This is a genomic window from Streptomyces sp. NBC_01717 (genome assembly GCF_036248255.1).
Taxonomy (GTDB): domain Bacteria; phylum Actinomycetota; class Actinomycetes; order Streptomycetales; family Streptomycetaceae; genus Streptomyces.
The window spans coordinates 7,104,619-7,117,989 of record NZ_CP109178.1; the positions used below are offsets into that span (position 1 = coordinate 7,104,619).

General features: G+C 70.5%; 13 protein-coding genes. 7 read left to right on the forward strand and 6 right to left on the reverse strand.

Going from position 1 to position 13,371, the window contains the following annotated elements; translation table 11 throughout:
• Nucleotides 1-59: 59 nt before the first annotated feature.
• From tyrS to OHB49_RS32205, 3 genes are read right to left on the reverse strand one after another with little or no spacing between them, the layout of a single operon-like run.
• Entirely contained in the window at nucleotides 60-1,328 is a 1,269-nt protein-coding gene (tyrS, locus tag OHB49_RS32195) for a tyrosine--tRNA ligase (RefSeq protein ID WP_030974471.1), read from the reverse strand.
• Between the two features lie 51 nt (nucleotides 1,329-1,379).
• Nucleotides 1,380-2,774 (reverse strand): metallopeptidase TldD-related protein, encoded by a 1,395-nt coding sequence (locus OHB49_RS32200; protein WP_030974469.1) that lies wholly within the window; start codon nucleotides 2,772-2,774, stop codon nucleotides 1,380-1,382.
• Nucleotides 2,771-4,294, reverse strand: a complete 1,524-nt coding sequence (locus OHB49_RS32205) for a TldD/PmbA family protein (RefSeq protein ID WP_326744081.1) — start codon at nucleotides 4,292-4,294, stop codon at nucleotides 2,771-2,773. The genes OHB49_RS32200 and OHB49_RS32205 overlap by 4 nt, the downstream gene beginning before the upstream one ends.
• Nucleotides 4,295-4,533: 239 nt before the next feature.
• Between OHB49_RS32205 and fabG the strand changes: the two genes are divergently transcribed.
• The 3 genes from fabG (at nucleotide 4,534) to OHB49_RS32220 (ending at nucleotide 6,557) form a co-directional block, all read left to right on the forward strand.
• Nucleotides 4,534-5,253 carry a 3-oxoacyl-[acyl-carrier-protein] reductase gene (gene fabG, locus OHB49_RS32210; RefSeq protein WP_030974465.1) on the forward strand — a complete coding sequence of 240 codons (720 nt, stop codon included), beginning with the start codon at nucleotides 4,534-4,536 and terminating at the stop codon, nucleotides 5,251-5,253.
• Between the two features lie 5 nt (nucleotides 5,254-5,258).
• The gene (fabI, locus tag OHB49_RS32215) at nucleotides 5,259-6,026 is read left to right on the forward strand and encodes an enoyl-ACP reductase FabI (RefSeq protein ID WP_030920165.1); all 768 of its coding nucleotides are present in this window, start codon (nucleotides 5,259-5,261) and stop codon (nucleotides 6,024-6,026) included.
• Between the two features lie 168 nt (nucleotides 6,027-6,194).
• Entirely contained in the window at nucleotides 6,195-6,557 is a 363-nt protein-coding gene (locus OHB49_RS32220; RefSeq protein ID WP_313936620.1) for a hypothetical protein, read from the forward strand.
• Nucleotides 6,558-6,761: 204 nt separating this feature from the next.
• On the opposite strand, the gene OHB49_RS32225 is transcribed toward OHB49_RS32220, so the two are convergent.
• Nucleotides 6,762-7,436, reverse strand: coding sequence for a FadR/GntR family transcriptional regulator (locus OHB49_RS32225; protein WP_329164481.1), 675 nt, complete (start codon nucleotides 7,434-7,436; stop codon nucleotides 6,762-6,764).
• A 205-nt stretch (nucleotides 7,437-7,641) separates the two neighbouring features.
• On the opposite strand from OHB49_RS32225, the gene OHB49_RS32230 reads away from it, so the two are divergent.
• The 4 genes from OHB49_RS32230 to OHB49_RS32245 all read left to right on the forward strand — a co-directional run bounded on the left by OHB49_RS32230 (nucleotide 7,642) and on the right by OHB49_RS32245 (nucleotide 10,016).
• Nucleotides 7,642-8,874 carry a CynX/NimT family MFS transporter gene (locus OHB49_RS32230; protein WP_443079680.1) on the forward strand — a complete coding sequence of 411 codons (1,233 nt, stop codon included), beginning with the start codon at nucleotides 7,642-7,644 and terminating at the stop codon, nucleotides 8,872-8,874.
• Between the two features lie 17 nt (nucleotides 8,875-8,891).
• Complete coding sequence (locus tag OHB49_RS32235) at nucleotides 8,892-9,008, forward strand: SGM_5486 family transporter-associated protein (RefSeq protein WP_267005888.1); 117 nt, start codon at nucleotides 8,892-8,894, stop codon at nucleotides 9,006-9,008.
• Nucleotides 9,009-9,216: 208 nt separating this feature from the next.
• Nucleotides 9,217-9,423: a hypothetical protein gene (locus tag OHB49_RS32240; RefSeq protein ID WP_030974456.1), complete on the forward strand. Its 207-nt coding sequence runs from the start codon at nucleotides 9,217-9,219 to the stop codon at nucleotides 9,421-9,423.
• Nucleotides 9,424-9,497: 74 nt separating this feature from the next.
• Nucleotides 9,498-10,016, forward strand: a complete 519-nt coding sequence (locus tag OHB49_RS32245; protein WP_030920180.1) for a SixA phosphatase family protein — start codon at nucleotides 9,498-9,500, stop codon at nucleotides 10,014-10,016.
• Nucleotides 10,017-10,105: 89 nt separating this feature from the next.
• Here OHB49_RS32245 and serB read toward each other — a convergent pair whose 3' ends face one another.
• Nucleotides 10,106-11,374 carry a phosphoserine phosphatase SerB gene (gene serB / locus OHB49_RS32250; protein ID WP_030974454.1) on the reverse strand — a complete coding sequence of 423 codons (1,269 nt, stop codon included), beginning with the start codon at nucleotides 11,372-11,374 and terminating at the stop codon, nucleotides 10,106-10,108.
• A gap of 165 nt (nucleotides 11,375-11,539) precedes the next feature.
• A complete protein-coding gene (locus OHB49_RS32255; protein WP_329164484.1) occupies nucleotides 11,540-13,195 on the reverse strand; it encodes a streptophobe family protein in 1,656 nt (551 codons plus the stop codon).
• Between the last annotated feature and the right edge of the window lie 176 nt (nucleotides 13,196-13,371).

The following is a 13,371-nucleotide window of genomic DNA, read 5'->3' on the forward strand; positions in this document are numbered from 1 at the left end:
GCGGCGACGGCCGGGCACGCATGTCGCGTGCCCGGCCGCCGTGTGCTGTCCGCTGCCGGTCAGCCGGCCGTGACCTCGATGGCCGCGAGGTTCTTCTTGCCCCGGCGCAGCACCAGCCAGCGCCCGTGCAGCAGCTCCTCGCGGGCCGGTGCGGCCTCGCCGTCCACGACCTTGACGTTGTTCACGTAGGCGCCGCCCTCCTTGACCGTACGGCGGGCCCCCGACTTGCTCGGCGCCAGACCGACCTCCACCAGGAGGTCCACCAGCGGACCCAGCTCGGTGACCTCGGCGTGCGGCACCTCGGAGAGCGCCGCGCTCAGCGTCGCCTCGTCCAGATCGCCCAGCTCACCCTGGCCGAACAGTGCCTTCGAGGCGGCGATGACCGACGCGCACTGCTCGGCGCCGTGCACCAGCGTCGTCAGCTCCTCCGCCAGCGCCCGCTGCGCCGTCCTGGCCTGGGGACGCTCCTCGGTGAGCTTCTCCAGCTCCTCCAGCTCGGCGCGGCTCCTGAAGCTGAGGATGCGCATGTACGGGGAGATGTCGCGGTCGTCCACGTTCAGCCAGAACTGGTAGAACGCGTACGGCGTCGTCATCTCCGGGTCGAGCCAGACGGCCCCGCTCTCGGACTTGCCGAACTTGGTACCGTCCGCCTTCACCATCAGCGGCGTGGCCAGTGCGTGCACCTCGGCGCCCGGCTCCAGGCGGTGGATCAGGTCGATGCCCGCGGTGAGGTTGCCCCACTGGTCGCTGCCGCCCTGCTGGAGGGTGCAGCCGTAGCGCCGGTACAGCTCCAGGAAGTCCATGCCCTGCAGCAACTGGTAGCTGAACTCCGTGTAGCTGATGCCCTCCTGGGACTCCAGCCGACGGGCGACCGAGTCCTTGGTCAGCATCTTGTTGACCCGGAAGTGCTTGCCGATGTCGCGCAGGAACTCGATCGCGGACATGCCCGCGGTCCAGTCCAGGTTGTTCACCATGACCGCGGCGTTCGCGCCCTCGAAGGAGAGGTACGGCTCGATCTGGGAACGCAGTCGCGTCACCCAGTTCGCGACCGTCTCCGGGTCGTTCAGCGTCCGCTCGGCCGTCGGCCGCGGGTCACCGATCTGGCCGGTGGCCCCGCCGACCAGGGCGAGCGGCCGGTGCCCGGCCAGCTGCAGCCGACGCACGGTGAGCACCTGCACCAGGTGGCCCACGTGCAGACTCGCCGCGGTCGGGTCGAAACCGCAATAGAACGTGACGGGACCGTCCGCGAGAGCCTTGCGCAATGCGTCCTCGTCAGTGGACTGGGCGAACAGCCCGCGCCACTTCAGCTCGTCGACGATCTCCGTCACTGTTCTGTGTCTCCCTGTTACGTGTGCTGATCTGCCACGGTCAGTCTAGGGTCACACCCCGAGGCTGACCGAACTCATATTGAAGTCCGGGATCCGCAGCGCAGGCATCGCGGCCCGGGTGAACCAGTCGCCCCACTCGCGCGGCAGCGTCTTCTCGGTGCGGCCCGCCTCGACGGCCCGCGACAGAAGATCGACCGGCGACTCGTTGAACCGGAAGTTGTTCACCTCGCCGACCACCTCGCCGTCCTCCACCAGATACACCCCGTCCCGGGTGAGTCCGGTCAGCAGCAGCGTCGCCGGATCGACCTCCCGGATGTACCAGAGGCAGGTCAGCAGCAGGGCCCGGCCGCTCGTCGCCGCCACCATCTCGTCCAGCGACCGCTCACCACCGCCGTCGAGCACCAGGTTGTCGATCGCCGGAGCCACCGGCAGCCCGGTCAGTCCGGCCGTGTGCCGGGTGGTCGTCAGACGGTCCAGCCGGCCGTCCCGGATCCAGTCGGTCGACGACAGAGGCAGCCCGTTGTCGAAGACGGAAGCGCCGTCCCCTGAGGAGTGGGCGATCACGAACGGTGCGGACTCGAGCCCGGGCGCGTTCGGGTCGCTGCGCAGGGTCAGCGGCAGCTCGGACAGCGTCTCGCCGAGCCGGGTGCCACCCCCCGGCTTGGAGAAGACCGTCCGGCCCTCGGCGGCGTCCCGGGCCGTCGACGACCACAGCTGGTAGATCAGCAGATCGGCCACGGCGGTGGGCGGCAGCAGCGTCTCGTACCGCCCGGCGGGCAGCTCGATACGGCGCTCCGCCCAGCCCAGCCGCTGCGCCAGCTCCGCGTCCAGCTCGGCCGGGTCGACATCCTTGAAGTCCCTGGTGGCCCGGCCCGCCCAGGCGGATCGCGACCGGTCGGGGGACTTGGCGTTCAGCTCCAGCGTCCCGTTCGGCTGGTCGTGGCGCAGCCGCAGCCCCGTCGACGTGCCCAGATACGTCGAGGTCAGCTGGTGGTGCGCGAAGCCGTACAGCTCGCGGCCGCCGGCCCGGGCGCGGGCGAAGGCGTCACCGAGCGCCGGGGCGAACTCCGCGAACACCTCGGAACTCGTCTCGGCCGGGGCATCCGTGAAATCGGGGGACGAGGGCACGCCGGTGACCAGCGGCTGCGCGTCCTCGGCGGGTCCTGCCCCGCGCGCGGCGGCCTCGGCGGCCCGCACCAGCGGTTCCAGGTCGTCGGCGGTGACCGCGGAACGGGACACCACACCGGACGCCGCGCCCTCGGCGCCGTCCACCGTCGCGATGACCGTCAGGGTCCGCCCCCGGGTCACCCCGTTCGTGGTGAGCGCGTTGCCCGCCCAGCGCAGATTGGCGGAGGAGTCCTCGTCGGCGATGACCACACAGCCGTCGGCGGTGGACAGTTCGAGCGCGCGCTCGACGATCTCGTACGGCTTGCTGACGCGGCTCATCGGCCCGCCTCCTGCGTCGTGTTGAGGATGTTCACGCCTCGGAAGAGGGCGGAGGGGCAGCCGTGCGAAACGGCGGCGACCTGGCCCGGCTGGGCCTTGCCGCAGTTGAAGGCGCCGCCCAGGACGTACGTCTGCGGGCCGCCGACCTTCTCCATCGAGCCCCAGAAGTCCGTCGTCGTCGCCTGGTATGCGACATCGCGCAGCTGGCCGGCCAGCTTGCCGTTCTCGATGCGGAAGAACCGTTGCCCGGTGAACTGGAAGTTGTAGCGCTGCATGTCGATCGACCAGGACCGGTCGCCGACCACATAGATGCCGCGCTCCACGCCGCCGATCAGATCCTCCGTGGACAGCCCGCCCGGATCCGGCTGCAGCGACACGTTCGCCATCCGCTGTACGGGGACGTGGCCCGGCGAGTCGGCGTACGCACACCCGTTGGACCGGCCGAGGCCCGTCAGCTTCGCGATCCTCCGGTCGAGCTGGTAGCCGACCAGCGTCCCGTCCTTGATCAGGTCCCAGGACTGGCCCTCGACACCCTCGTCGTCGTAACCGATGGTCGCGAGACCGTGCTCGGCGGTGCGGTCGCCCGTCACATTCATCACGGGCGAGCCGTACGCCAGCTTGCCCAGCTGGTCGAAGGTGGCGAACGAGGTCCCGGCGTACGCCGCCTCGTACCCCAGCGCCCGGTCCAGTTCGGTGGCATGGCCGATCGACTCATGGATCGTCAGCCAGAGATTCGACGGATCGACGACCAGGTCGTACGTCCCCGCCTCGACGCTCGGCGCCCGCATCTTCTCGGCGAGCAGCCCCGGGATCCGCTCCAGCTCGGAGTCCCAGTCCCAGCCGGTGCCCGTGAGGTACTCCCAGCCGCGGCCCACCGGCGGCGCGATGGTCCGCATCGAGTCGAACTCGCCGGTCGTCCCGTCCACGGCGACGGCTGTGAACTGCGGATGCAGCCGCACCCGCTGCTGGGTGGTGACGGTGCCCGCCGTGTCCGCATAGAACTTGTTCTCGTGGACGGTCATGAGCGAGGCGTCCACATGCGCGACACCGTCCGCGCCGAGGAGCCGACTGCTCCACTCGGCCAGCAGCCCCGCCTTCTCCTCGTCCGGTACGGAGAACGGGTCGACGTCGTAGGCCGACACCCAGGTCCGCTCGCCGTGCACCGGCTCGTCCGCCAGCTCCACCCGCTCGTCGGACCCGGCCGCCGCGATCACCTTGGCCGACAGCTTCGCCATGGCGACCGCCTGGGACGCGACCTTCGCCGCCGCGTCCATGGTCAGATCGACGCCGGACGCGAACCCCCACGCCCCGCCGTGCACCACACGCACCGCGTACCCGAGATCGGTGGTGTCCGAAGTCCCGGCGGGCCGGGCGTCCCGCAACCGCCAGGACGCACTGCGCACCCGCTCGAAGCGGAAGTCCGCATGGACGGCGCCCAGCGCCCGGGCCCGGGCGAGCGCCGCGTCGGCGAGGGCCCGTAGTGGCAGGGCCAGGAATGACTGATCTACCTCATGGGGCACGTCGGCTTTCCCCTTCTCGACCTGTGCGATGTGTCTCCGCAGTGAATCATGCGGTGCGAGCCCGTCCGGGGCCTCTGGTTTTCCCGTATTTTTCCGAAACGGATCCAGCGGCGCGGGGCGAGGCACTGTAGGAACCCCACAGTGCCTCGCGGAAGCCACTGTCAGGGGCCGATTCCCCGCGGAGCGCCTGGTACCGATAGGTTTTCGAGGTACCAGACCGCTATCGAAAGGGTGATCCGTTGAGCCGCTCGGTTCTCGTCACCGGAGGAAACCGGGGCATCGGCCTCGCCATCGCCCGCGCTTTCGCCGACAACGGCGACAAGGTCGCGATCACGTACCGCTCGGGCGAGCCGCCCCAGGCCCTCACCGAGGCCGGCGTTCTGGCCGTCCGGTGCGACATCACCGACGGCGAGCAGGTGGAGCAGGCCTACAAGGAGATCGAGGAGAAGCACGGTCCGGTCGAGGTGCTGGTCGCCAACGCCGGTATCACCAAGGACCAGTTGCTGATGCGGATGTCCGAGGAGGACTTCACGTCCGTACTCGACACCAACCTCACCGGCACCTTCCGGGTCGTCAAGCGCGCCAACCGCGCCATGCTGCGCGCCAAGAAGGGCCGCGTCGTCCTCATCTCCTCCGTCGTCGGTCTCCTCGGCTCGGCGGGGCAGGCCAACTACGCCGCCTCCAAGGCCGGTCTGGTCGGCTTCGCCCGGTCCCTGGCGCGCGAGCTCGGCTCGCGGAACATCACTTTCAACGTCGTCGCGCCCGGCTTTGTCGACACCGACATGACCCAGGTGCTCACCGAGGAGCAGCGCAAGGGCATCGTCGCCCAGGTGCCGCTGGCCCGTTACGCGCGGCCCGAGGAGATCGCCGCCGCGGTGCGCTTCCTCGCCTCCGACGACGCGTCGTACATCACTGGAGCCGTCATCCCCGTTGACGGCGGATTGGGCATGGGTCACTGACCACCATGATCGGAATTCTCGACGGCAAGCGCATCCTCATCACCGGTGTGCTGATGGAGTCGTCCATCGCCTTCCACACCGCCAAGGTGGCCCAGGAGCAGGGTGCCGAAGTCATCCTGACCGCATTCCCCCGGCCCACGCTGACGGAGCGCATCGCCAAGAAGCTGCCCAAGCCCGCCAAGGTCATCGAGCTGGACGTGACCAACACCGAGCACCTGGACCGGCTCGAAGGCCTGGTCCGTGAGGAGCTCGGTTCGCTGGACGGCGTCGTCCACTCCATCGGCTTCGCGCCGCAGGACGCGCTCGGCGGCAACTTCCTCAACACCCCGTTCGAGTCCGTCGCCACCGCGATGCACGTCTCGGCGTTCTCGCTGAAGTCGCTCGCCATGGCCTGCAAGCCGCTGATGAGCGAGGGCGGCTCGATCGTCGGCCTCACCTTCGACGCACAGTTCGCCTGGCCGCAGTACGACTGGATGGGCCCGGCCAAGGCCGCGCTGGAGGCCACCTCCCGTTACCTCGCCCGCGACCTGGGCAAGGAGGACATCCGCTGCAACCTGATCTCGGCGGGTCCGATCGGCTCGATGGCCGCGAAGTCCATCCCGGGCTTCTCGGAGCTCGCGGACGTCTGGAACACCCGTTCCCCGCTCGCCTGGAACATGGCCGACCCGGAGCCGGCCGGCCGTGGCGTCGTCGCGCTGCTGTCGGACTTCTTCCCGAAGACCACGGGCGAGATCATCCACGTCGACGGTGGCGTGCACATGATGGGTGCCTGACCTCGTAGAACCCTGTACGAAACGGCCGCGTACCACCTCCGAGCAGGTGGTGCGCGGCCGTCGTGCGTCCCCGCCCGGCCGTTCGCCGCTCAGGTCGAAAAGATGGTCGATGCACCGCAGAATGTGGTGGAACCGGACTTTTGGTCAGGCTGCGGGGAGGAGGTCGCTGTGCGCCCCATACGTCGCCGAACCTGGGCCCTGCTGGCGGCCTCGGTCGCCGTCGCCGCACTTGTCGTCCCCCTGGGCATATCCGGCCTGGGGTGGCCCGGGGCGTCCGCGCCGACCGCCCCGGTCCCGGACCCGCACGGCGCCGACTGCCGTACGTCGGTCCAGGGCTCCTGGGTGGTTGCCTACTGCCACAACCCGTACCCCACCAACGACCGGGTACAGCTGCACACCGAATGCGACCGCTGGTGGGACGTGGACGCGGACGGCATACCCGTCGACGTCGCCCCCGGGCAGACGGTACGGCTCGACGATCGCTGCTGGAAGGAGGTCGCCTCCGTCTGGATCACCCACCAACGGGTCTAAGGGCTGTCCCGAAATCCCTGGCGGGCGCGCGACGACAGCTACGGCACCTCGCCGCGTTGTCGGAACGCCCGAATACGCCCACTATGAGGACGCCCCTCCGCCTTGCGATGCACCGCATCTGACGCCGCGCGCTTATCCACCAGGGATTACGGGACAGCCCTTAGACGAAGGAATCCCTCTTCCGGCTCTTCCGGAACATTCGGATCAGACCCGGTCCACCAGGCAGCTGAGCGCATGACTCGCGGCCTCGGTGGCCGCCGTCTCCGCGTCACCGGCCCGGATCGCCTCGACCAGCCGCGCATGGTCCATATGGTTCTCCGGCCGTAGCTCGTGCCCGACATCGACCCGCAGATAGTCGCGCAGCAGATCCCCCAGGTCGGCGTAGAGGCCCGTCAGTACGTCATTGTGCGAGGCGGCGACCACGGCCAGGTGCAGCGTCGCATCCGCAGCCACGAACGCCTCGGCGTCGCCCGCGGCCCAGGTCTCCTCGCGACGCGCCATGAGCGCGTCGAGCTGCTTCAGGTCCCGCTCGGTGCGGCGGGCGGCGGCCAGCCGGGCCGCTGACGACTCCAGCGTCGACCGCAGCTCGGCGACATGATGCGGGTCGGCGGAAGCGAACCGGCGGTGCATCACGCCGGCCAGCTCACTGGTGGCGACGACATATGTGCCCGACCCCTGCCGGATGTCCAGCAGCCCGTTGTGCGCGAGCGCGCGCACCGCCTCGCGGACGGTGTTACGGGCCACGCTCAGCTGCTCCACCAGCTCGGGTTCGGTCGGAATCCGCGAACCGACGGGCCACTCGCCCGAGGTGATCTGATTCCTCAGCTGTGCGATCACCTGGTCGGCGAGTGCCGACCGTCGCGGGGACGTCAAAGCCATGATGCTCCTTGCTCGGATCCTCGGGGCTTCCGGATTCTCCGGTTCCCGGGCTTCCCGGAGGTTTCCGAAGGCTCTCGGACGAGTGGACAACCAATCATCCCATGATTCTATGATGGACCTCATGCCCGAAGACGAGACCCAGCCCCAGACCCGGACCGCTACCCGGCCCCAGAGTCCGCACACCGCCACGGCGACCGCCTCCGCCATGGACTCCCCGGCACCGCAGACCGCGCAGACCGCCTCCGGCCCGACCCCCTGGGCGCTCCGTCTGGTCGCCGTCGGTCTCGTCCTCACCGCGCTCAACCTCCGCCCCGCCATCACCAGCCTCGGCGCCCTTCTCGAAGAGGTACGGGACGGGCTGCACATGAGCGGCAGCGTCGCCGGTGTCCTCACCTCCGTGCCGCCGCTCTGTTTCGCGGTCTTCGGCATCATGGCGCCGCGTCTCGCCCGCCGCTTCGGCCCCGGTGCGGTCGTCTGCGCAGGGATGGTCGCCATCGCGGCCGGTCTGGTGATCCGGCCGTTCGTCGGCTCCACGGCCGGGTTCCTCGCCGCCAGTGCCCTCGCCCTGATGGGCATAGCCGTCAGCAACATCCTGATGCCGGTGATCGTCAAGCGCTGGTTCCCGGACCGGGTCGGCTCCATGACCGGCCTCTACTCGATGGCGCTGGCCCTCGGCACCGCGCTCGCCGCAGCCGTCACCGTGCCCATGACCGATGCGCTCGGTGGCAGTTGGAAGGCCGGCCTCGGAGTCTGGGCCGTGCTCGCCGCAGTCGCGGTCCTGCCCTGGATCCCGCTGATGCGGGAAGGTCGCGGCGCCCCCGGACACGCCACGGCCCAGCAGCACGGTGATGCCCCGGCACTGCGGATCACCCGCAGCCGCACGGCCTGGGGCCTCGCCTGCTTCTTCGGTCTGCAGGCCACCGCTGCGTACATCGCCATGGGGTGGATGCCGCAGATCTTCCGCGACGCCGGGGTCTCGGCAGGCACGGCGGGCGTCCTGCTCGCCGTGACCATGGCCATGGGTGTGCCACTCGCCTTCGTCATCCCGCGGGTCGCCGCCCGGATGAAGAACCAGGGCCCGATCGTCGTCTTCCTCTGCGCCTGCGGCCTCGTCGGCTACGCGGGCCTCTACTTCGCACCGGCCGCCGGCGCCTGGGCCTGGGCGCTGCTCCTCGGCATTGCCAACTGTGCCTTCCCGCTCGCCCTCACCATGATCGGCATGCGGTCCCGCAGCGGCGCCGGAGTGGTCCGGCTGTCCGCGTTCGCCCAGTCCACCGGCTATCTGATCTCGATCCCCGGTCCGCTGCTCGTCGGCGTGCTGTACCAGCACAGCGGCGGCTGGGGACTGCCGATCGCGCTGATGGCGGGCCTGATGGTGCCGCAGATGGTGGCGGGGATCCTGGCCGGGCGGGACCGGACGATCGAGGACGAATGCTGAGATGCGAGACTGGCCCCATGCCAGTTCTCGATCCGAATCCCCAGAACGGTCAGAAGAAGCTTCTCCTCGTGCTCGGGGCGATGCTCCTGATCACGGTGATCATCGGAGTGATCGCCTCGGTCGCCTCCCCCTGACGCCTCCCGCCGCCGCCTCGGACCGCCGCCGCCTCCTTCCCGGCCCGCACTCCTCGCGCGTTCCGCCGCCGGGGCCGATGGTGGGGCCAGCACCACCATCCCCTAGGGGGCCAGGGTCAGGGTGAAGTGGGTGGGTCGCCGGATGGGACCGGCACCCCCGCATCCGTAAGTTCTGGGTATCAGAACCGACTGGCCCACGGAGGCGGACATGGCGGCCCGTACCCACACCCGATCCCCCCGCCCGGCCTCGGCCGGTGTCGAGGTCAGGCTGCCGTGGTGGGCCGTCGCGCTGCCCGCGGTCGGCTTCGCCGCACTGCTGCTGCTGATCTCCGGATCCGGCGAGGCGCACGCCGCGACGGGCGACTCGGCGATCGGTCAGCTGCTCGAGCGAATCGTGGACCTGCTGGCCCGCTGACCCCGTTCACCCGCAGTGGGGGAGCCCTCCAACACCCTGCGCCGGGCGGCTCATTTCGTGCGAAGCTGAGGTGTATGAGCGTCGATACACCTCGCAGGATCGTCCTACTCAGGCATGCAAAGGCGGAATGGTCGCAGGACTCCGACCATGAGCGGCCGCTCGCGGAGCGTGGCCGCAAGGATGCGCCCGTGGCAGGCCGCAAACTCGTCGACTCCGGCATCGTCATCGATCTGGCCCTGTGCTCGACCGCCGTCAGGACGCGCGAGACCTGGAAGCTGGCGGTGCACGAGATGCCTCACCGGCCCAGGACGGTGTACGAGGAGCGACTGTACGAGGCCTCCCTCGGCGAGCTGATCGCCCTGCTCAACGAGACCCCCGACGACGTACAGAACCTGCTCCTCATCGGCCACAACCCCGGCATGCATGCCGTCGCGGACGCCCTGGCCGGTTCGGCGGAGGGCGAGACCATGGCCCGGATGACCCGTGGCGGCTTCCCGACCGCCGCGTTCGCCGTGATCGAGTTCTCCGGTTCCTGGAAGGGCGTGGAGCACGGGGTGGGCAAGCTCGTCGAGTACTGGACGCCGAACGACTGACCACGCCGCAGTACGCGGAGAGGCCCCGGCACGGGACACATGGTCACGTGCCGGGGCCTCTCCCGTACGCGAGGCACGAGACCGGTCGGTCAGTCGACGAGACCGTCGGCGGCCTCGACCTCCTCGCGGGTGATCCCGAGCAGATACAGCACGGTGTCCAGGAACGGCACGTTCACCGCGGTGTGCGCGGCCTCGCGGACGACCGGCTTGGCGTTGAAGGCGACCCCGAGGCCGGCCGTGTTCAGCATGTCCAGGTCATTCGCGCCATCACCGATCGCGACGGTCTGCGCAAGCGGGACCCCGGCCTGTTCGGCGAAGCTGCGCAGCAGCCTGGCCTTGCCCGCCCGGTCCACGATGTCGCCGACGACCCGGCCGGTGAGCTTGCCGTCGACCACTTCCAGAGTGTTGGCAGAGGCGAAGTCGAGCCCGAGCCGTTCCTTCAGATCGTCGGTGACCTGGGTGAACCCGCCGGAGACCACGCCTACTTGGTAGCCGAGCCGCTTCAGCGTACGGATCAGCGTGCGGGCGCCGGGCGTCAGCCGCACCTCGGCACGCACCTTGTCCACCACCGACACGTCGAGCCCCGCCAGCAGCGCCACCCGTGCGTGCAGCGACTGCTCGAAATCGAGCTCGCCGCGCATCGCCTGCGCGGTCACCTCGGCGACCTTGTCCTCACAGCCGGCATGGGCCGCGAACAGCTCGATGACCTCGTCCTGGATGAGCGTCGAGTCGACATCCATGACGACCAGCCGCTGCGCACGGCGGCTCAGTCCGGCCGATACGACGGCGACGTCGACCCCGATCCCGGCGGCCTCGGTGGCCAGTGCGGTCCGCAGCTCGGCGGTGGCGGTGCCGGACACGGCGAACTCGACGGCCGTGACCGGGTACTTCGCCAGCCGGAAGATCCGGTCGATGTTGCCGCCCGTCGACGTGATCGTGGCCGCTATGGCCGCGGTCGACTCGGCGGTCAGCGGGTGTCCGAGCACGGTCACATGGGAGCGCCCGTAACCACGCGGCCGGTTGTCACCGGTCCCGGAGATGATCTCGGCCTGCAGCTTCAGCGATTCGGCCCAGCTGTGCACGGTCGCCCGCAGATCGCCCTCGGTGGTGCCGGCCGCGGCGCTGCCACCGGTAGGAGCGGTGACCAGCGCGCACAGGACGATGCGGCCACGGGTGACGACCTGCTCGATGTCGACGACATCGACCGCGTAGGCGGCGAGCGTGTCGAAGAGCCCGGCGGTGATGCCGGGACGGTCCTTGCCGAAGATCTTGACGAGAAGGGTGGGGGTGTCGATGCCCTGACGGGCCTCAGGGGGCTCAGGAGACGGGGAAGACTGAGGGGGCTGAGATGCGCTCATGGTGCCTCCACCGTATCGGTCCGCCTCACACGCCCGAAGCCCCGTCCCGCGGACCGGACACCGGGAAGGGATTCCCGACCGGCGCGTTTCCAAGCCGGTCCGGCGCTCGGGAACGGAGCTTTCACCTGGCGTTCTCGCGCCCGCCCGACGGTCGGGGAGACACGTTCACCCCCGCGCGGGCGGCCGGTCGGGCGGTACACCGTCCCGCGGCGCCGGCCCGGGCCCCGGGGGCGGCACCTTCGGCGCGGTGGGCGGGACGATCGGACCCGCCACCGTCGGCGCCCCATGGATCGCGTCCGCCGGATGCGGGCGCAGATACGGGTTGGTCTCCTCGTGCGACGGCCGGTACGGCCGCGACGGCGTGTACGGCCCGGGCACCGGATCACCTCCACCGCCCTCGTCGCCACCCCGGCCCGACGACCGCGCCGGAACCGCAGGCACCGCTCCCGCCCCGCATGCCACCAGTGCCCCCACCCCACCCGCACCCGCACCCCACACCGCACCCAGCACCGCCGCCGCCCCCGGATGCCCGTGCAGCTCGATCCCGGCCCCGAACGCATCGAAGCCCAGCACCGAAAGCGATCCGTCCGCGGACACCTGCGTCAGCCACACCAGCAGCGGCAGGGCCGCCGCCGTCACGCCTGCGAGCCGCAGCGCACACCGCCCCGCGAACCGGGCGGCGGTCGCCTCTCCCCGGTCGGTACGTGTCGCAGCCAGCACCCCCGCGTACAGCATCATCACCGCGGCGGCGACCGCCAGCAGCCAGACCCGGTGGTCCAGTTCGGCCAGCCGCCCGACCGTCACCGGTTCGTCGGCGGAGATCCGCAGCAGTTCGTCCAGCGGATCGGGAAGCAGCTCGGCCAGCTCGCCGGTCGCCTGTCCGTCCCACGGCACGAAGAGGCCGAGCGGCACCCCGAGCCACGTCCCGTTCGGCGCCCCGAGCAGCGCGGCGCCCGCGATCCGCTTCGGGTGGTCGTCACCGGCCGCCGCGTACGCCGCGGCCGCGCACCCGGCCACCACCGCCACGAGCAGCACCGACACCAGCGCGGACACCGCCGGACGTACGGTCCGGTGCAGCCGTGCCGGACGGGACGGCAACGGCGTACGACGCGAGGCCAGAACTGCGATCACCAGCACCCCGAGCACCCAGCAGGCCCCGCCCGCCAGCGACTTCACCGTGTCGACCGTGAAGCCGACATGGGCCTGCGCCCTTGCGAGATCCGCCAGCCGGTCCGGCAGCAGCCCGCCGAGGTCACCCAGATCGCCGAGCCCGCCGGGCAGCAGGTCCCCGATGCCCCCGGCCGCACCGGGGACATCGCCGTCCGCCCCCGGCACCTCGTCCAGACCCAGCGACGCACCGTCGATCGTCACGACATCGTGACCGGCCCAGGCCAGCCCGCCGAGCACGGCGACGAACACCACCACCACCGCCCCCGCGCGGACCGCGAGTTCGGCGCCGGGCAGGACCGCTCCCGCCCGGCGCAGCGACCGCAGGAAGAAGAAGGAGAGGAACAGCGCACCGGCCAGCCCCACCCCCAGCGGTGTGACCGACAGGGCGGCGTGCGCCTCGGCACCGTCCAGCCCGAACGCCGAGACGTCGCCCGACGGAGAGACCGATCCGCCCGCCCCCAGCACCACCACGGCCGCCGTCATCGGCCCCAGTGCCCCGGCCGAGTCGGCGCCGAGCAGATGCAGTCCCAGGGCCGCCGTGCCCGCCATCGCGACCATCGCCCACCCGACCGAGGCGATGGCGGACAACACCACGTCTCCCCAAGGGATATGACCCGTACCGTCGCCGCCCCCGCGCACGTCCCTGGCCATCAGGACCCCCTCAATTCGCACCGAGATGCCCTGAGTTGACCTATTCGCTCATGATCCGTACGCACTCATGGACGCTTACCACTCTCCGAGTATGTTTCTCCCGAGTCAACGGCGCGTGGGCGCAGGTCTCGTCACGGTCCCGAACCGGCCCGACTTTCGTATCGGGGACTGCTCCT